The sequence below is a fragment of the Streptomyces pyxinae genome (assembly GCF_024756275.1).
Taxonomy (GTDB): domain Bacteria; phylum Actinomycetota; class Actinomycetes; order Streptomycetales; family Streptomycetaceae; genus Streptomyces; species Streptomyces pyxinae.
In genome coordinates this window covers 264,241-281,929 of the sequence record NZ_JANUGQ010000001.1, presented here as the reverse complement: position 1 = coordinate 281,929, position 17,689 = coordinate 264,241, and the positions used below count along the sequence as shown (strand labels likewise).

17 protein-coding genes are annotated in these 17,689 nt (G+C 74.6%); 9 read left to right on the top strand and 8 right to left on the bottom strand.

The window, feature by feature from the left end; translation table 11 throughout:
- Positions 1-34: 34 nt before the first annotated feature.
- Both NX801_RS01155 and NX801_RS01150 read right to left on the bottom strand, forming a co-directional pair.
- Positions 35-802, bottom strand: a complete 768-nt coding sequence (locus NX801_RS01155) for a GntR family transcriptional regulator (protein ID WP_258784826.1) — start codon at positions 800-802, stop codon at positions 35-37.
- Positions 803-809: 7 nt separating this feature from the next.
- A complete protein-coding gene (locus tag NX801_RS01150; protein WP_258784825.1) occupies positions 810-1,352 on the bottom strand; it encodes a GntR family transcriptional regulator in 543 nt (180 codons plus the stop codon).
- Between the two features lie 160 nt (positions 1,353-1,512).
- Here NX801_RS01150 and NX801_RS01145 point away from each other — a divergent pair, with 160 nt between their 5' ends.
- Positions 1,513-1,911: an ATP-binding protein gene (locus tag NX801_RS01145; RefSeq protein WP_258784824.1), complete on the top strand. Its 399-nt coding sequence runs from the start codon at positions 1,513-1,515 to the stop codon at positions 1,909-1,911.
- 76 nt (positions 1,912-1,987) lie between these two features.
- Here the strand turns inward: NX801_RS01145 and NX801_RS01140 are convergent, their stop codons facing one another.
- A complete protein-coding gene (locus NX801_RS01140) occupies positions 1,988-2,842 on the bottom strand; it encodes a lysozyme (RefSeq protein ID WP_258784823.1) in 855 nt (284 codons plus the stop codon).
- 336 nt (positions 2,843-3,178) lie between these two features.
- Between NX801_RS01140 and NX801_RS01135 the strand changes: the two genes are divergently transcribed.
- On the top strand, positions 3,179-3,643 hold the full coding sequence (locus NX801_RS01135) for a MarR family winged helix-turn-helix transcriptional regulator (RefSeq protein ID WP_258784822.1): 465 nt from the start codon (positions 3,179-3,181) through the stop codon (positions 3,641-3,643).
- A gap of 17 nt (positions 3,644-3,660) precedes the next feature.
- On the opposite strand, the gene NX801_RS01130 is transcribed toward NX801_RS01135, so the two are convergent.
- Positions 3,661-4,449, bottom strand: a complete 789-nt coding sequence (locus tag NX801_RS01130; protein WP_258784821.1) for a hypothetical protein — start codon at positions 4,447-4,449, stop codon at positions 3,661-3,663.
- Between the two features lie 387 nt (positions 4,450-4,836).
- On the opposite strand from NX801_RS01130, the gene NX801_RS01125 reads away from it, so the two are divergent.
- The 5 genes from NX801_RS01125 (at position 4,837) to NX801_RS01105 (ending at position 11,508) form a co-directional block, all read left to right on the top strand.
- Entirely contained in the window at positions 4,837-8,469 is a 3,633-nt protein-coding gene (locus tag NX801_RS01125) for a nitrate- and nitrite sensing domain-containing protein (protein ID WP_258784820.1), read from the top strand.
- Entirely contained in the window at positions 8,466-8,957 is a 492-nt protein-coding gene (locus tag NX801_RS01120; RefSeq protein WP_258784819.1) for a roadblock/LC7 domain-containing protein, read from the top strand. The genes NX801_RS01125 and NX801_RS01120 overlap by 4 nt, the downstream gene beginning before the upstream one ends.
- Entirely contained in the window at positions 8,954-9,364 is a 411-nt protein-coding gene (locus NX801_RS01115; RefSeq protein ID WP_258784818.1) for a DUF742 domain-containing protein, read from the top strand. The genes NX801_RS01120 and NX801_RS01115 overlap by 4 nt, the downstream gene beginning before the upstream one ends.
- Positions 9,345-10,175: a GTP-binding protein gene (locus NX801_RS01110; RefSeq protein WP_428986030.1), complete on the top strand. Its 831-nt coding sequence runs from the start codon at positions 9,345-9,347 to the stop codon at positions 10,173-10,175. The genes NX801_RS01115 and NX801_RS01110 overlap by 20 nt, the downstream gene beginning before the upstream one ends.
- 97 nt (positions 10,176-10,272) lie before the next feature.
- Positions 10,273-11,508 (top strand): styrene monooxygenase/indole monooxygenase family protein, encoded by a 1,236-nt coding sequence (locus NX801_RS01105; RefSeq protein WP_258784816.1) that lies wholly within the window; start codon positions 10,273-10,275, stop codon positions 11,506-11,508.
- 182 nt (positions 11,509-11,690) lie between these two features.
- Here NX801_RS01105 and NX801_RS01100 read toward each other — a convergent pair whose 3' ends face one another.
- The 4 genes from NX801_RS01100 to NX801_RS01085 all read right to left on the bottom strand — a co-directional run bounded on the left by NX801_RS01100 (position 11,691) and on the right by NX801_RS01085 (position 15,369).
- The gene (locus tag NX801_RS01100; RefSeq protein WP_258784815.1) at positions 11,691-13,094 is read right to left on the bottom strand and encodes a C40 family peptidase; all 1,404 of its coding nucleotides are present in this window, start codon (positions 13,092-13,094) and stop codon (positions 11,691-11,693) included.
- A gap of 136 nt (positions 13,095-13,230) precedes the next feature.
- A complete protein-coding gene (locus NX801_RS01095) occupies positions 13,231-13,518 on the bottom strand; it encodes a hypothetical protein (RefSeq protein WP_258784814.1) in 288 nt (95 codons plus the stop codon).
- 10 nt (positions 13,519-13,528) lie between these two features.
- The gene (locus NX801_RS01090) at positions 13,529-14,251 is read right to left on the bottom strand and encodes a TetR/AcrR family transcriptional regulator (protein WP_258784813.1); all 723 of its coding nucleotides are present in this window, start codon (positions 14,249-14,251) and stop codon (positions 13,529-13,531) included.
- 179 nt (positions 14,252-14,430) lie between these two features.
- Entirely contained in the window at positions 14,431-15,369 is a 939-nt protein-coding gene (locus tag NX801_RS01085; RefSeq protein WP_258784812.1) for an AurF N-oxygenase family protein, read from the bottom strand.
- 168 nt (positions 15,370-15,537) lie between these two features.
- Between NX801_RS01085 and NX801_RS01080 the strand changes: the two genes are divergently transcribed.
- Together NX801_RS01080 and NX801_RS01075 are read left to right on the top strand one after the other, a co-directional pair.
- On the top strand, positions 15,538-16,647 hold the full coding sequence (locus NX801_RS01080) for a ferritin-like domain-containing protein (RefSeq protein ID WP_258784811.1): 1,110 nt from the start codon (positions 15,538-15,540) through the stop codon (positions 16,645-16,647).
- 286 nt (positions 16,648-16,933) lie between these two features.
- Positions 16,934-17,668, top strand: a complete 735-nt coding sequence (locus NX801_RS01075) for a Uma2 family endonuclease (RefSeq protein WP_258784810.1) — start codon at positions 16,934-16,936, stop codon at positions 17,666-17,668.
- The last annotated feature ends 21 nt before the right edge of the window (positions 17,669-17,689 follow it).

The window sequence follows — 17,689 nt, the reverse complement described above, 5'->3', positions numbered from 1 at the left end:
GGCCGCACCGGCCGCACCGGTCGCCCGGAGCCGCTCACTCGGCGGTGAACGCGTACTGTACTTCGTACAGATGTCCCGCTTTGACCATCACCGTGGCCTCGATGGGCCGTTCATCGTCGGTGTAGACGACCCGGAGGGTGCGCAGCACCGGCAGATCACCGGGAAGCCGCAGTGCCCGGTACTGCTCCTGGGTGGGAACGCGGGCGGAGACCCGGTCCACACTGAGCCTGGGCGGATGGCCCAACCCGGCCAGCAGCGTCGGCGTACCGCCCCGGATGCGGCGGCGCTCGTACAGCGGTGTGCCCCGTGCGAGCGCCGGCGGGTAGTACGAGGCCACCAACTCGGCGGGTTCGTCATCGAGCATCAGCAGTTGCGAGCGGAGCAGCGCACGTTCTCCCGGCGCCAGACGCAGCGACTGCGCCACATCGGCCGGGGGCACCTGCTCGCCCACCGTGAGCAGCCGACTGCCCGCCTCGGTGCCAGCCCTGCGGTTCTCGGTGAGCCAGCGGTAGGGTTCGCCGTGCTCCGCCGGCGCCATGTACGCGGCGGGGCGCATGGTGCGCTGCCGGTGCTCCCTCACCGTCACGGCAGCTCCGGCCCGCCCGACCACCAACTGTTCGTTCTTCAGCAGGTGCAAAGCCTTCTGCACCGTGGCGTTGGACGCTTCGAAGCGCGCCGTGAGTTGTGCGGTGGTCGGCAGGGCCGCGCCCGGAGCGAGGTCGCCGCTCATGATCTCGTCCCGGAGGTCGGCGGCGATCCGCTCGTGCAGCGAGCGGGGGTCGGTGCCGTGCGCTTCCGTCATGGGGTGGTCATCCGATCCTGGTCTCGTAGCGCAGCCGTTGCAGGCGGGGCGACATGGTCATCAGCTCGACCTGTACGGGGCGGTCGCCCTCGGCGAGGGTGAGCCGGGTCAGCCGGAGCACGGGTTCCCCCGGGCCGAGCTCCAGTGCCGCGCGCTCCTCCTCCGACGGCATCCGGGCCGTCACCTCCTCCTGGGCCCTGATTCCCCGGTGCCCCAGCTCCGCCATGAGGGTGACCGCGCCGCCGGGGATCCTGGCCGTGCCCGCCAGCGGGGTGCCGCGCGCGATCGCCACCGGGTAGTAGCTGTCGGTCAGCTCGCAGGGAGTGTCGTCCAGGTACATGATCCGCCTGCGGACGACGACGGGTTCGTCCCGGGGGAGGCCGAGCAGTCCGGCGACCGGTTCCGGGGCCGGCACCTCACCGGCATGGACGATGCGCTGACGCCCCTTCGCACCCCGGGCCGCCGCATCCGCCGCCCAGGCGTCGGACCGGCCGGACCCCGGGGGCGTCAGGTACGGCGTCGAGGTGCTGATCCACTCGGTGTTGCCCATGCGGCCTCCTGCCCTTCGGCTCATGCGTCGACTACACGGTAAGCGCAGCGCGAAACATCGCCGCGACCGACTGTCGCACCGAGGCTACCTTGCCGCCTTTCGCGAAAGGTATTATGTTTTTCGCGGAGCAGGTCTCAGTCCGGAAGGCGGTGATTTCGCTGTGCCTTTGACACGTCGGCAACGGTTTCCCCGGTCACGCCGAGCTGTCCCGGTGGCTCGCGAGTTCGTGAGCGCGGCGCTGGTCGAATGGGGGCGGACGGACCGGCTGGACGACATACGGCTCTGCGTGTCGGAGCTGGTGACCAACGCCCTTTTGCACGGTGTGCCCACCGGTCGGGAGATGTGCGTGGCGGTGACCCTGGACACCGGCATGGTTCGCATCGAGGTGCGGGACAGCGGGGACGGCAGCCCGCATGCGCGACGTGTCACGCCGGACGCTTGCTCGGGCCGGGGGCTGTGGCTCGTCCGGGAGGTCGCGGACGACTTCGGGATCGACGAGCACTCGGTGGGCAAGACGGTCTGGGCGGTTTTCAAGGCCGGGCAAGTGACCGCGAGCTGAACGGACATGGGGCGGCGGGGCGGCCCACCGGGCACCCCGCCGCCCCTATTGGCCGCACCGGCCGCCCGGGTCGGGCTCAGCCGTCGGCGAGGGACTGGACCTGGTCGAGGGGGCCGTTGAAGCGGTCGTGGTCGCCGACGGTGGGGCCGGTGGAGGTGTACTGCCACATGGTGTGGGCGGGCCAGCCGGACGGGAGGTCGCCGGGGGCGGAGTCGTAGCGGGCGATCCAGAGGGGGTGGGCGGCGCCGAAGCCCGGGTGGTCGCCGGTGCACTGGCGCCACCAGGAGGTGGCCGTGTAGATCACCGCGTCCCGGCCGGTGCGGGCGCGGTAGCGGGTGACGAAGTCGCTGATCCAGGCGGTGAGCTGGGCCGGGGTGCGGCCGTAGCAGGCGGCGCCGTACGGGTTCCACTCGATGTCCAGCACGCCCGGCAGGGTGCGGCCGTCGGGGGACCAGCCGCCGCCGTTGTCCACGAAGAAGTCGGCCTGCGCGGCGCCGGATGAGGTGTCCGGGGTGGCGAAGTGGTACGCGCCCCGGATCATGCCCTGGTCGTAGGAGCCGTCGTACTGCTGGGTGAAGTAGGGGTTGCGGTAGGAGGCGCTCTCGGTGGCCTTGACGTACGCCCACTCCACCCCGGAGGCGCGGAGCGCGGGCCAGTCGACGGCGCCCTGGTGGCTGGAGACGTCGACGCCCTCGGACTGGGCGGCGCGCGGGGCGGGCGGGGGACGGCCGGTGCCGTCGTGGGCGGCGACGCCCATGCCGAGGTACGCCTCGCCCCGGAACGGGGTCGGCGGGTCGGTGTCGGCGGCGGTGCGGTGGCCGGCACCGGCGGCGGCCGTCGCGGTGGCGGTGGCGGACGGGGTGAGGGCGAGCGCGGTCAGCAGGGCGAGCGCGGGCGCCAGGAGACGGCGCGGGGTTCGGGGTCTGATCACGGGGCCAGCGTGCCGGGGGCCGGCGCGCTTCGCCGGTCGGGAGTGGCGGGGGAGTGGCGGAGTGCCCCGGTCGGCGCAGTGGGATGCCTGCGGTGGGGTGGACACCGGGGATCGAGGGCCGTGGGCCGGGGGCCGGGACGGTGGTGCGTCCCGGCCCCGTACGGGTGGGCGGAAGCCCCGGGCCGACCGGGGCCGGGTGGGCGGCGCGCCGCCCGGGCGGGCTCCCCGGGCGGCGACCGCACCCCCTACCGGTCGCGCGGGCGCCCGTGGGCGGGACCGGGGGCGGGCTGCGAAATACTGGCCGGGACAGCGAAGGGCGTGTGAGAGGGACGGAACGTGCAGGGTTGCGGTACCGAGGCCGGCGGCGGGGACCAGGAGTTCCTCGCCCTCGAACGGGAGCTCGCGGTGCTGCTGCGCCGCGCCCGCGCCTCCTCCGGGGAGATGGCCCGGGAGGTCCACCCCGAGCTGGAGCCGGCCGCCTACGGGCTGCTGGTCCGGCTGGACGAGACGGGCAGCCAGCGCGCCACCGGGCTGGCCGGGTACTTCGGTGTCGGCAAGGCCACCATGAGCCGCCAGCTGCGCGCCCTGGAGACGCTCGGGCTCGTCGCCCGCGACCCGGACCCCGCCGACGGCCGGGCCTCCCTGGTCCGGCTCACCGACGAGGGACGCGGCCGGGTCCGGCGGGTGCGGGAGGCCCGGCGGGAGCGGTACATGCGGAAGCTGGCCGGCTGGGACCGGGCCGAGGTCGCGGAGCTGGCCCGGCTGCTCCACCAGCTCAACGGGCCGTCGCCGCAGGGGTGAGGGGGGGGCGGGGCGGCTCAGCGCAGCTCCACATAGACGGCGGTCGCGTCGTCATGGGCCTTGCTCCGGCCCAGCAGGGCGTGGGCCGGGCCGTCCAGCTCCAGCTCGCGCACCCGCGCGATCAGCCCGCGCGGCCCCTCCGCGCGCAGCACGCCCAGACAGGCGGCCCAGTCCCCGGACCGGAAGACCTCGGTCCAGCGGGCCGCCCCGTCCGTCAGCGCGGCCAGCGCCCGGACCTCGCCGAGCGGCACCCGGCCGGTCACCGCCCGGGCCGCCACCGAGGGGTCGGCCGCCGCCGTGAAGAAGCCGCCCTCCCGGTTCCGTACCGTCGCGTCCGCCACCGCCGCGCTCACCAGCGAACCGGGCGGCAGCCGGGCCAGCCGGTCGTCCAGCACCGCGCGCACCCCGCCGGACGGGGATTCCAGGAGCAGCACCGAGTCCGAGAGGACCAGATAGTCGACCGCCCCGGTGTCCCAGCGGGCCAGCACGACGGTTGCCTGTGGCGTACGAGCGTGAGAAAGGTCACACGAGTCGCGGTGCGCCTCCGCCGTACGGGTGATGGCCGCCGACAGGATCTCGGCCAGCGTCAGGTCCGGCCGCGAACCGGACAGTTCGGTCAGCGCGCCCCCGAGCCGGGCGGTGAACCAGTGCACCGAGTGCACGCAGCCGTCACCGCCGTCCGGCGGGGTCACCCCGTCCAGCAGCACCACCGTCCCGCCCCGCCCGGAGGCGGGCAGGGTGGCCGAAGTCCAGTCCTCGTTGGGGCGGTCCGGGTCGCCCGGCACCGACGCGATCTCGCCACGCATGGCCCCCAGTCTGCCCGACCCCGCGCCGGCGCCCACCGGCCCTCGTACCGACTCCGCCGGTGGCCGGAATTGGCCTGTACCAGCAGGTCACGGCGGTGCGGAGGCGTGGAAGCGGCCCTTCCGGCGGGATGCGGGCGCGCATCCTGCCAAAGGCCGCGCGGACAGTCCAACCGGTCCCACGCTCCGGCGCACCACGGCCGGTCTGACGAGTTGTTCGCCAACTCGGGGATGCTGTTCACTCCTTCGGGTGGCGGAGCGGCCGTTGCATGTCTCCCACCCCGAGGCGCTGGAAAGGTCGGAAGCCGTACCAGGGGTGGAGGCGCTCGCGAACATGACCGGTCGTCACCTCTGCTTCATGGGCGGACGAGTTCAAGAATGTGAGCACCGGTGGCGAAGCGCAGTGAGACTCCCGGCGATCCCCAGGTACCGGGCGGCCGCCGGGTCCGGGTGCGCCGCCGGCTCGTCGTCGGCACGGCACTGGTGGTCCTCACCGTGCTCGGGGCCGGAGCGCCCGCCGTGCTCACCGCCTCCACGGAGCTGAAGGACAGCCAGGATCTGGTCACCCTCGCCCAGCTCGACCGGCAGGCGGTCACCCTCGCCCACTCCCTCAGCGACGAGCGCGACCGGGTCACCGCCTGGGTCGCGGCCGGCCGGAACGGCAAGGACAAGCCCCGGGCCACCGCCGGAGCCACCCGGGTCGACCGGCAGATCGCCGAGTTCACCGAGTTCACCGCGAGCGGGGAGTTCACCGAGGGCGCCGGGAACGCCGGGAACGCGGACACGGTCCCGGCCGAGCTGCGCCACGCGCTCGCCGCCGTACCCACCCTCCGGGACACCGCCCTCACCGGCAAAGGCTCCGCCATGGCGGCCCACCGCTCCTACACCGAGGTCATCGCGGGGCTCCAGGCCCTCGGTGCCGACCTCGCGGACCGGACCCCCGCCCGCGCCACCGGTACCACCCCCCGGGCCACCTCCGACCTGGGCCACGCCGTCGAGCAGGCGTCCGCCACCCGGGGTCTGCTCCTCGCCGCCCTGGCCGTCCCCGGCGGGGACGAGAAGGACGAAGGACGCGGCGGCTCCCGGACCGTGTACGACCCCGCCACCGGTACGTTCGTCCCCGCCGACGGCTCCGGGACCGGCGGCGACGCCGGAGCCACCGGCGGCACGGACGGCACGGACGGCACCGGTGAGGGGGAGGAGTCGGCCGCTCACGTCCGGGACACCCTCAGCGCCGCCGCCCAGCAGTCCCGGGTCCGGGAGCAGGCCGCCCTGGCCGGCTTCGACCAGGCGTCCACCACCGCCCGCGACGCGCTCGCCGCCACCGTCACCGGCCCGGAGGTCAAGGCGGCCGAGGACTACCTCGGCGCCCTCACCGACCGGCCGGAACTCTCCTCCGCCGACCGGAAGACCGACCCGGAGAAGCTGGACGCGGCGCTCACCGCCCGGATCGAGCAGATGCGCGGCCTGGAGTCCAAGCTCGCCACCGACCAGGTGACCCGGCTGGAGCAGCTGCGGGACGAGGACGTCACCGCGCTGGAGATCGCCGTGGCGCTGCTCGGCGGCTGTGTGCTGATCGCCGTCGCCGTGGTCGCCGCCGTCGCCCGTTCGCTCACCCGGCCGCTCTCCGTGCTGCGCCGGGGCGCCGCCCGGCTCGCCGCCGAGCCCGAGGGCGCCGAACCGGTCCGCTTCACCGGCCGGAACGACGAGTTCGCCGAGGTCGTACGCTCCCTCAACGCCCTGCACGGCACGGTGGCCGAGCTGTCCGCCGAGGCCACCCGGCTGGACGGCGAGCGCGCGGCGGCGGTGGCCGGGCGCAAGAAGCTCGCCGCCGAACTCCAGGAGCAGCGCACCCGGTCGAGCGACCGCGCCGCCGAACTGACCACCGAGGTGGCCCGGCTCCGCGACAGTGTCCGGCACACCTTCGTCAATCTCTCCCTGCGCACCCTCGGCCTGGTCGAGCGCCAGCTCGGTGTCATCGAGCGGCTGGAGGAGCGGGAGCAGGACCCGGAGCGGCTCGCCACCCTCTTCAAGCTCGACCACCTGGCCACGGTCATGCGCCGGCACAGCGAGAATCTGCTGGTGCTCGCCGGGCACGAGCACACCCACGCGTCCCAGACGCCGGTCCCGCTGGTCGACGTGGCCCGCGCCGCCGTCAGCGAGATCGAGCGGTACGAGCGGGTGACCATCCAGTCGCTGCCCTCGCACGCCCAGGTCGCCGGGTTCGCCGCCGACGACCTCAGCCATCTGCTGGCCGAACTGCTGGAGAACGCCACCGCGTTCTCACCGCCGGACGCCAAGGTGCAGCTCTCCGGCTGGCTGCTGGAGAGCGGCGAGATCATGCTCTCGGTCCAGGACGAGGGCATCGGGACGAGCCCCGAGCGGCTCGTCGAGCTGAACGCCCGGCTCGCCGCGGCCGACCCGGGCGCCGGGGACGTCCCCGACGCCCTCACGGGGGCCGGCGCGGCGGCGGGCGGCGAGGGCCTCGGCCTGCGCGTCACCGCCCTGCTGGCCGCCCGCCACGGAGTACGGGTGTCGCTGCGGGAGCAGTCCTCGGGCGGGATGACGGCGGTCGCGGTGCTGCCGGGAAGCCTGCTGCCCAAGACCCCGCCGGCCGCCGTGCCCCCGGCCGCCCCGGCGCCCGGCGCGGTGCCCGGGGTGACCCTGCCGGGCTCCGCCGCCGAGGCCAACTCCAACGCCCTGCCCGGCCGCCCGGGCCGGGGCGGTGCGGCGGACGACCCGGCAGCCGCGCCCGCCGGCGGGCCGGCGACGGACGCCCCGGGCGGTGACCCGCTGGTGGCGGCGGCCGAGGCGGCCTTCCGCACGGCGGAGGACGGGACGGCGGACCGGTCCGCCGGGGCGGCGACCGGGACGGACGGTCCGGAGACCGCGCCCCGCACGACGGCGGACCAGGCCGGTACGACGGCGAACGAGGCCGGTAGGACGGCGGACCAGGCCGACGCGACGGCGGACGAGAGCGTCGGTACGGCGGTCGGGACTCGTACGACGGCGGACCCGACCGTCCGTTCGGCGGCCGGGACCGGTGCGGACGCCCGTACCGGGACCGACGCCGACGCGGACACGGAGACCGGCCCGGACATGGCCGTCGGCCCGGACACGGAGACCGGCCCGGACACGATCGTCGGCCCGGACACGGAGGCCCGCCCGGACACGCACCCGGGCACGGAGGCCAGCGCCGGAGCGGCGACGGTCGCGGCCGGATCCGAACCGGCCGGGCGCACGGCCGCCGGTACGGGTGCGGCGGACCTGGACCAGGACCAGGAGCCCGGCTCGTACCGGGACCTGGACCAGGAGCCGGACGACAGCACCCGCGCCGGGGCCCCGTCGCCCGAGCACCCCGAGACCACCCTGCAGTTCCGCGTGCCGTCCCCGGCGCCCGCGCCCGAGGCGGCCCCGGCCGCGGCGGAGGCCCCGGAGGCTCCCGCCGTCCCGCACGGCCGGGCGCCGGAGCCGGACGCCGCCGGGCCCGCGGGGCCGGAGCACCCGGCCCCGGAGTCGTACGTCCCCGCCCCGCACCCCCTGGGCACCGACGGCCCCGACCAGGCCGTCGCCCAGGAGCACCCGGGGGACGGGGCGCTCACCGACGGCGCCCAGTCGGCCGGCGCACCGGACGCCGAGGAACCGGACGCCGGGGAACCGAGGTTCACCGACAAGGGGCTGCCCAAGCGCACCCCCAGGGTCGTCAGCACCGGCGGACCGCGCCCCGCGCGCACCGGCGGGGTGGACGCCGAGGAACTGCGCCGGAGGCTCGGCGGGTTCCACCGGGGGGCCCGTGACGGGCGGCGCGACGCCGAGGCGGAGATCGCCCAGGCGGAGACCGCCCAAGCGGGGGACAGCGAGGCCGGGGACATCCAGGCCGGGACCGCCCGGGCGGGGAACGACCGCGCCGGCCGGGCCGCCCCGGCCGGCGAGACCACACGGACCACCGCCCAGACCACCCGGCGGACCGAAGCGGTACGTACCGAAGACACGGGGGACACAGTCGAGGAGGCACGCAGTTGACCGCGACGACCGGCACCGGCACATTCGGACTGAGCAGCGAGGCCCGCAACCTGCACTGGCTGCTGGGCAACCTCGTCGAGGAGGTGCCGGGGGTCCATTCGGTCGCCGTCGTCTCGTCCGACGGGCTGCTGCTGCTCTCCTCCGACCCCGACCGGAACAAGGAGGGCGCGCCCGGGCCCCGTACCCGCGGACCGCGCGGCTCCAGCGCCGACCTGGCCACCATCGTCTCGGGCATCGGCAGCCTCACCGTCGGCGCGGCCCGGCTGATGGAGGGCGGCGGGGTCAAGCAGACGATGGTCGCCATGGAGGAGGGCAGCGTCTTCGTCATGTCGATCAGCGACGGCTCCCTCCTCGGGGTGCACGCCGCGCCCGATTGCGACATGAGCGTCGTCGCGTACCACATGGCGCTCTTCGTCGGCCGGGCCGGACACGTCCTCACCCCCGAACTCCGCAGCGAGCTGCGGAAGTCGCTGGAGAACGCCCAGTGACGGCCGCCGCCTCCGCCGGGAAGCTCCCGGTCCGGGGCGAGGGACGGCGACCCGCCCGGGTCCGTCCCTACTCACTCACCGGCGGCCGGACCCGGTTCGGGCACGTGCTGCTGGTGGAGACCTTCGTCGCCGCGCTGGAGGCGCCGGAGGAGCGCAAGCAACTGACGAACGGCGGCCCCGGGCCGCGCGTCATGCCCGAGATGCGGGCCATCGTGGAGATCTGCCGCCGGATGCGTACGGTCGCCGAGATCTCCGCACTGCTCAAGATGCCGTTGGGGGTCGTCAGGGTGCTGCTCAGCGACCTGGCCGACCAGGGAAAGATCCGCGTGTACGGCACCGGTCACGCCACCGGCCAGCCCGACCGCGCGCTGCTCGAAAGGGTGCTCAGTGGACTCCGCCGTCTCTGAAGAGGTCTCCGGAGGGGTGCGCGTCCGGTCCACCGGGGCCACCACGACCGCGCCGCTGACCGAACCCGGCACGGACCCGGCCGCGCCCGACGGCGCCCCGCCCGGTACCGCCGGACCGGACACCACCGGCCCGGACGCGACCGGGGCGGGAACCACGGGCCCGGGAACCACGGCCCCGGGGCCCGGCGGGGAGGCGGCCGAGGCGGCCAACCCCTTCCTCGATCCCGAGGAGTCGCCGCAGTCCTGGCAGCTGGACCACACCCGGGCGCCGATCGCCACCAAGGTGGTGGTGGCGGGCGGATTCGGCGTCGGCAAGACCACCTTCGTCGGCGCGGTCTCCGAGATCACCCCGCTGCGCACCGAGGCGCTGATGACCCGGGCGAGCGAGGAGACCGACGACCTCTCCGCCACCCCGGAGAAGCTCACCACCACGGTCGCGATGGACTTCGGGCGGATCACGCTCGACGACGACCTGGTGCTCTATGTCTTCGGCACCCCCGGCCAGCAGCGCTTCTGGTTCATGTGGGACGACCTGGTGCGCGGCGCCATCGGGGCGATAGTCATGGCCGACACCCGGCGGCTGACCGACTGCTTCCCGGCGCTGGACTACTTCGAGAGCTGCGGGCTGCCGTACATCGTGGCCGTCAACCACTTCGAGGGCACCGAGCGGTTCGACGCCGAGGACGTGCGCGACGCGCTGACCGTCCCGGCGGAGGTGCCGATCGTCGTCATGGACGCCCGCAAGCGGTTCACCGTCATCGAGACCCTGCTCGCGCTGGTCGCCCGCGCCCTGGAGACCACCCCCGAGTAACCCCGGCGCCGCCCCCGGCGCGGGGCGGCCGGGACCGCTCGGGCCACCTGCACACCGTACGAACGTACGCACGTACCGCGGAGAAGACGCAGAACCGATGCGCAGAATACTGATAGTCGGTGCCGGCCAGTCCGGTCTTCAGCTCGCCCTCGGCCTCCAGGCCCAGGGGTACGAGGTCACCCTGATGTCGAACCGCACGGCGGACGAGATCCGGTCCGGCCGGGTCATGTCCACCCAGTGCATGTTCCACACCGCGCTCCAGCACGAGCGGGACCTCGGCCTCAACTTCTGGGAGGACCGGGCCCCGCGCATCGAGGGCCTGGGCGTCTCGGTCACCGGCCCCGACGGCGGGCGCGCGGTGGACTGGCTGGGCAGGCTGGACGGGTACGCCCAATCCGTCGACCAGCGGCTGAAGATGGCCGGCTGGATGGAGACCTTCGCCCAGCGCGGTGGCCAGTTGGTGATCCACGGCGCGGCCGTCTCCGACCTGGACTACTTCTCCCGCACCTACGACCTGGTGCTGGTCGCGGCGGGCAAGGGTGAGCTGGTCTCGATGTTCGGCCGGGACGCGGCGCGTTCGCCGTACGCCGAGCCGCAGCGCGCGCTGGCCGTCGCCTATGTGCACGGCCTCGGGCCGCGCCCCGAGCACCCGGACACCGACGCGGTCCGCTGCAACCTGGTGCCGGGCGCGGGCGAGTTGTTCGTGATGCCCACGTACACCCTGAGCGGCCGGGCCGACATCCTCTTCTGGGAGGGCGTCCCGGGCGGGCCGCTCGATGTGTTCAAGGGCGTCCGCGATCCCTCCGAGCACCTGGCGCTCACCCTGGAGCTGATGGAGCGGTTCACGCCCTGGGAGTACGCCCGGGCCACCAAGGTCGAGCTGACCGACGCCCACGCCACGCTGGCCGGGCGCTACGCCCCCACCGTCCGCAACCCGGTCGGCCGGCTGCCCGGCGGCGGACTGGTGCTGGGCGTCGCGGACGTGGTGGTCGCCAACGACCCGATCACCGGCCAGGGTGCCAACTCGGCGGCCAAGTGCGCGGCCTCCTACCTCGACTCGATCACGGCCCACGGCGACCGGCCGTTCGACGAGGCGTGGATGCGGGCCACCTTCGACCGCTACTGGGAGACCGCCCGGCATGTCACCAAGTGGACCAACGCCATGCTCGCCCCGCCGCCGGAGCACGTCCTGAACCTGATCGGCGCGGCGGGCGAGCTGCCCCCGGTGGCCGACCGCTTCGCCAACGGCTTCGACGACCCGGCGGACTTCGAGAACTTCTTCTACGACCCCGACAAGGCCGCCGGCTATCTGGCCTCGGCCGGGACGGCGTAGGCCGGGACGGTGCGGGCCGGGGCCGGGCCTTTCCCGGCCCCGGGCCCGGGCCCCGCTCGGTCCGGGGCCCGGACCGCCGGGGCGTCGGCGCCCGGGACCGGCCCGGGGCTTCGGACGACGTCGGCCGGGCGCCCGGGGGCCAGTCCCGGGGCTTCGGGGTGTGGTCGGCCGGCGCCCGGGGCCTACCCCCGGCCCCGGTCGTATCCCTGGTCGGAGCCGTCCGCCGCCCCCGCGGGGAGCTCCGGCGGGGTGTACGCGGCGAGGGGCGCGGCCGCCGGGTCCGGGCGTACGGCTCCGAGCAGCGGGTTGGCGGCGAGCGGGGAGACCTTGACCCGGCCGCCCGGACGCGGGGCCTGGATCACCAGGCCCTCGCCCAGATAGAGCGCCACATGGGTGGCCCTGGGGAAGTAGACCACCAGGTCACCGGGGCGCAGTGCGCGCAGCGGCACCTTCGGCAGGGTGCGCCACTGCTCCTGGCTGGTGCGCGGAATGGGCCGGCCGGCCGCCGCCCAGGCCCCCGAGGTGAGTCCCGAGCAGTCGTACGACTCCGGGCCCTCGGCGCCCCAGACGTACGGCTTGCCGAGCTGGTCCACCGCGTACGCCACCGCCCGGTCACCCTGGCGGGACGGGGTGCGGGAGCCGTCCAGCTCGCCGCCGGCCAGCAGATCGCGCTGGGCGCCGGCCGTCTCGGCCCGCTCCAGGTCGGCCAGCTCGCCCGCCTGACCGGGGGAGAGGCCCGCGAGCACCACCTCGACCGCCTTCAGCCGGGCCCGCACGGTGTCCCGGGCCTGCCGCTGCCGGGCCGCCAGCTGCCGTTCCCGGGTCAGGGCCCGCCCGGCGGCGGTCGCCAGCAGGTCGGCCCGCCGCTCGCCGCGCTCCAGCCGGGCCACGGTGAGCGCCTGTTCCCGCGCCGCCTTGCGGACCAGGTGGTTCTGGTCCAGGGCGTGGTCCGGGTCCCGGGCCAGCAGCAGCTGAAGGGCGGGGGAGAAGCCGAGCCGCCCCTGGTACTGGGCCCGCGCCAGCCGCCCCGCCTCGTCCCGGGCGCGGGTCAGGGCGTCCCGGGTGCGGCCCAGGTCGCCGCCGAGCCGCCGGGTCTCGATGGTCTGCCTCCGCAGCGCCTCCTCGGCGGCGTTGTACGTCTCCGTCGCCTCCTCGGCCGCCTGGTAGAGCGCCCGCAGCCGGGTCAGCAGGGCCGCCACCGGGGAGGCCGGAGCCTCGACGGGGGAGGCCGGCGCCCCGGCGGCCGGGGGCCCCGGGGCGGGATCCGGGACGGCGCCCCCGGTGGCGCCGGGCGGCCCGGTGGGGTCACCGGCCGGGCCGCCGCTCTCCGGCACCGGAGGCACCGGAGGCACCGGACTCCCGGTCTCCGCCACCGGACTCGTGTGCTCCGGTACCTCGATCTCGACGACCGGGGTGTCCGGCTCGGGCGCGGGGGCCGCCGAGGCGACCGGGGCCAGCGGCAGGGCGGCGGCCAGCACCGCCGTACAGAGAGCGGCGCGGACGAAAGTGTGCCCGGACCGGCGGACGGACGCGGGCGCGGCGGGTCCGGCGGGCGTACGGGACGATCGCGGCAGTGGTTCTGACACCCCATCACCTCCGCCGGAATGGATACGGCGGAGGATCGTACGACTAACGCATGACTAGGCGGTTCGGCCCACAGCCGTCATCCGTCCGGGCGGTTCCGGAGCGGCGGCGGCGGGGACGGGGCTGGGCGCGGGGTGGTCAGGGGCTCCCGGGCGGCTTCGGCTTCGGCTTCGACCACGGCCAGCGGAGCTCCCGGCGCTCCTTGCCGCCGGGGGCGTACTCGTAGACCCAGCCCCGCCGCAGGCCGAGCCGTCTGGTGTATCCGGACGGCACCCGGCGGTAGGCGTACACGGTCGGCGGCCCGCCGGCGTCGTCCGGGACGGGCACCTGGTACCACGTGGGCGGATGGCCGGTGAGGCCGGTCAGTACCGGCAGGGTCCGGCCGTCCAGGGGGCCGCCCCTGAAGGGGGTGTTCTCGCTTCGCACGCCCCCAGTGTCACAGCAGGTGGCCGGCCCCGCCCACGACGGGCAGGGCCCGGCGGGCCAGGGTGCCGACCGGGCCGCCCGTCGTCTCCTGGGCCAGCAGCGCGGCGACCACCCCGGCGGTCTGCTCGTCGGTCGCGGCGGTGGCGGTCAGCAGCGCCACCAGATGGTCGACCAGCCAGCCGCGCAGTTCGTCGGCGGGGGGCTGCTTCCCCTCGTCCAGCCAGATGAGCGAGGCCGCCTCCACCGCCGCGATCCAGGTGCGCACCATCATCCGCAGCCGGCGGCCCGGCTCGGGCACGCCCAGGTGGAGCAGGATCTGTTCGGCGGCGGCCCGGCGCACCCCGTCCACCACGGCGACGGTGCGGGAGGTCTCGGCCACGCTGCCGCCCTGGAGCAGGGCGCTGAACCCGGCGTCGTGCTCGTCCACGAAGCTCAGATAGCGGTCGAGCACCCGGGCGAGCCGCTCGGTCGGCGGGCCCGCGGCCGGTTCGGCGAAGCACAGCTCCAGGTCGTCGGCGGCCGAGCGCAGCGCGGCCTCGTAGAGCTGCTGCTTGCCGCCGGGGAAGTAGCGGTACACCAGCGGGCGCGAGACCCCGGCGGCCTCGGCCACGTCGTCCAGCGAGACGTCCGCCGGAGCCCGGTGCGCGAAGAGCGACAGGGCGGCGCCGAGGAGCTGCGCGCGGCGCTCCTCCACGCTGAGCCGTCGGTAGGAGGGCGTGGCGGCAGCGGTCATGCCCGCAGCGTAACTCCCCGGCTCCGAACGGCAGTCCCCGGTACGCGAACCAGGTCGGAACGGACCGGCCCACCCGCCCCCGGAACCGCCCGCTCCCCTCGGGCCCCGGCGCACCCGCTCCGCCGGCCCGCTCGGCCCGTGGCGGTGCCCGGTCCCGGGCCCGGCCGGGGTCACCGGGCTCACCGGGCGAGGAGCCCGGAACTCTGCCACAGCCGCCGCCCCGGGCCCCGCAGCACGCCGATGTCGTCCAGGAAGTCGGTGAGCCGCCCGGCACCGGACCGCATGACCTCGGCGCGGTGCCCGCTGGCCTTCACCTGGCCCACCGCCTCCCGCCGGTCCAGGCCGACGTTCTCGTAGACCGCCGGGTTGACGAAGCAGATGGAGAAGACCCGGGCCGCCTCCCCGCAGCTGAGCCGGGTGAGCTCCCGCTCCCAGCGCGGCGCGGTGACCATCTGGCGCCGCAACTCCTCCCGGGCGTACCGGACGTGGCGCGCCTCCTCCACGACATGGATCCGGGTGACGCCCCGGATCAGGGTCTGCACCCGCTCGTCCGGGAACGTGAGGCGCTGCATCCAGTCGAGTATCTCCTCGCCGAGCAGGGTGGCGGCGAAGGAGCCGGGGGTGGTGGAGACGGTCTTCAGCAGCCGCGCCATGTTGTGGTAGAGCCTGGGCACCGGATAGGTGGGCGCGCCACCCTTCTTGATCATCCTGGCGAACATCATCGAGTGCCGGCACTCGTCCGCGATCTCGGTGAGGGCGTAGCGGACATGGTTGCTGGTGACCGACCGGTCGTAGATGTGCCGGATCAGCAGCTGCATCAGGATGATCTCGAACCAGATGCCCAGCGAGGCGAGCGAGGCCGCCTCGTGCCGGGCGAGCTCCATCCGCTGTTCCTCGGACATCCTCCGCCACAGCGGGGTGTCGTAGAGCGAGACCAGCTCCGGCGGCCAGAACCACTTGCCCTCCTCGGCGGGCGCGTCCCAGTCCAGGTCCTTGTCGGGGTCGAAGGAGTGCTTGGCCGAGGACTCGAGCAGGCGCTCGGCGACCTGCTCGCGATCCCGGAGCGGGCCCAGTGCGTCGCGGAGGAGGCGGGTCCCGGGTTCGGTCGCGATCGTCATGGCGGAGAGCACCTCGTGGTCGGGTTACCAGCGGTCACCCCTTATGAGACTGCTTGTCAGCAAGGCCGTCAATCCCCTGTGCGCTACTTGTTGACCCGGTGTCCAACAAGTGTGAGCCTGCGAAGGACCCGCGAGGGAGCGGGCGTGCCGGACGCGAAGGAGCCGTCAGTGTCGACGCGTGACCTGTACACCAAGGACCCCGGAGAGCCCGTCTGGCAGGTGCCGGCGAGCGGCGCGGCGCGCTTCGGCTGGGAGTACGACGGAGGGCGTGACCGGCTGCTGGCGCTCTACCAGAAGGGCAAGGACAAGCAGTGGGACGGCGCCAAGCGCATCGACTGGGACCTGGAGGTGGACCCGTACGACGCGCTCGGCACCCCGGACGAGGCGCTGACGCTGTACGGCACCCCGCACTGGGCCCGGCTCACCGAGAAGGACAAGGGCGAGCTGCGGAAGCACTACACCGCCTGGCAGTTCAGCCAGTTCCTCCACGGCGAGCAGGGCGCCATGGTCTGCGCGGCGCGGATCGTGGAGTCCGCCCCGGACCTGGACGCCAAGTTCTACTCCGCGACCCAGACCATGGACGAGGCCCGGCACGCGGAGATCTACGGGCGGTTCCTGCACGAGAAGATCGGGATGCTCTACCCGATCAACGACAACCTCCAGGGACTGCTGGGCGACACCCTGCGCGACTCCCGCTGGGACATGCCCTATCTGGGCATGCAGGTGCTCATCGAGGGCCTGGCGCTGGCCGCCTTCGGCATGATCCGGGACAGCACCGACAAGCCGCTGCCCAAGCAGATCCTGGCCTATGTGATGCAGGACGAGGCCCGGCACGTGGCCTTCGGCCGGATGGCGCTGCGGGACTACTACAAGCAGCTCACCGACGCCGAACTCCGGGAGCGCGAGGAGTTCGTCATCGAGGGCTGCTATCTGATGCGCGACCGGCTGCGCGGGGTGGAGGTGCTGGAGAACTTCGGCATCTCGAAGCGGGAGGCGGCGGAGTACAGCGAGCAGTCCGAGTTCCTGCACCTCTTCCGGAAGCTGCTGTTCAGCCGGATCGTGCCCTGCGTCAAGGACATCGGGCTCTGGGGCGAGCGGCTCCAGAAGGCCTATCTGGACATGGGCGTCTTCGACCTCGGCGACTCCAACCTGGACCTGCTGATGTCCCAGGACGAGGAGGTCGCCGAGGAACTCGACCGGGCCCGCTTCGCCGAGGAGGAGGCCGCCCGGGTGGCCGAGGTCCAGGCCGCGATCGCCGCGGGCGGCGCGGAGGAGTGAGCGGGGCCCGGGGCCCGGGGATGAGCCGCGGAGCGGGCCGCGCCGGTAGGACCCGCTCCTGCGGTCCGTTGCGGGTGGCGTGTGGCCCGTTGCGGGTGGCGCGGCCCGCTGTGGTCCGGTGCGTCTGCCGTCCGGTGCGGCCGGGTGCGCCGCGGGCGCGGCGGGGCTCACCGTGGCTCACCGCGGTGGGCGGCGGCGCGGTCAATCTCGCACAGTCGTTCACTCGTTCTAGGGATGTTCGGGCGCATGCGCCCGTTGATGCCGGTTTTGCCGACAGTCTGTGGGCATGACTCGCCATGAATCCGGCACGACCGATGCCGCCGGGCCCCGCTTCGTCCCGGCCGACGGCCCCGGCCCCGCTCGCGGCCCGGCGGGGGACGCCGGCCCCGCCTGCGGCCCGGTCGGTGACTCCGTCCGCGATCCCGACCACCTCTGGCCGCCCGACGACCACGCGTGGGTGCGTCCGCCGCACCGGGGATGGGTGGCGGACGATCTCGACCTGCTGCCCCATCTGCCCCGGAAGACGGAGCTGATCGACGGGGCCCTGGTGCTGCTGAGCCCGCAGACGGTCCTTCACGAGCGGACGACCGGCCTGCTGGACCGGGCGCTCCGCGAACAGGCTCCGGAGGGGATGAAGGCCAAGCGCCATATGACGATCACCCTGGATCGCCGCAACCGGCTGGACCCCGATGTCCTGGTGGTGCGGCGGGAGGCGCTCACCGGGCCCCGCCAGGTCACCTTCCACCCCGGAGAGGTGCTGCTGGCGGTGGAGGTCACGGCGCCGGACACCGCCGGCCGGGACCGGGAGGTCAAGCCCCTGAAGTACGCGCGGGCGGGCATCCCGCACCACTGGCGGGTGGAGCACGACGACGTGCGGCCGGTGGTGTACGTGCACGAGCTCGACCCGGCCACCCGGGCCTATGTGCCGACCGGCGTCCACCGGGACCACCTCCGGCTCGCCGTGCCGTTCGGTCTCGACATCGACCTGGGGGCCACCGGTCGCCCCGGGCGGTCACGATGAGCGTCCTGCCCGCCCGGCTGT

What these genes read in the sequence shown, in the direction of transcription:
- NX801_RS01155 (WP_258784826.1), bottom strand. Translation starts at nt 802, where the DNA reads ATGACGGAAGCGCACGGCACCGACCCCCGCTCGCTGCACGAGCGGATC.
- NX801_RS01150 (WP_258784825.1), bottom strand. Translation starts at nt 1,352, where the DNA reads ATGGGCAACACCGAGTGGATCAGCACCTCGACGCCGTACCTGACGCCC.
- NX801_RS01130 (WP_258784821.1), bottom strand. Translation starts at nt 4,449, where the DNA reads ATGCGTGGCGAGATCGCGTCGGTGCCGGGCGACCCGGACCGCCCCAAC.
- NX801_RS01105 (WP_258784816.1), top strand. Translation starts at nt 10,273, where the DNA reads ATGCGCAGAATACTGATAGTCGGTGCCGGCCAGTCCGGTCTTCAGCTC.
- NX801_RS01090 (WP_258784813.1), bottom strand. Translation starts at nt 14,251, where the DNA reads ATGACCGCTGCCGCCACGCCCTCCTACCGACGGCTCAGCGTGGAGGAG.
- NX801_RS01085 (WP_258784812.1), bottom strand. Translation starts at nt 15,369, where the DNA reads ATGACGATCGCGACCGAACCCGGGACCCGCCTCCTCCGCGACGCACTG.
- NX801_RS01075 (WP_258784810.1), top strand. Translation starts at nt 16,934, where the DNA reads ATGACTCGCCATGAATCCGGCACGACCGATGCCGCCGGGCCCCGCTTC.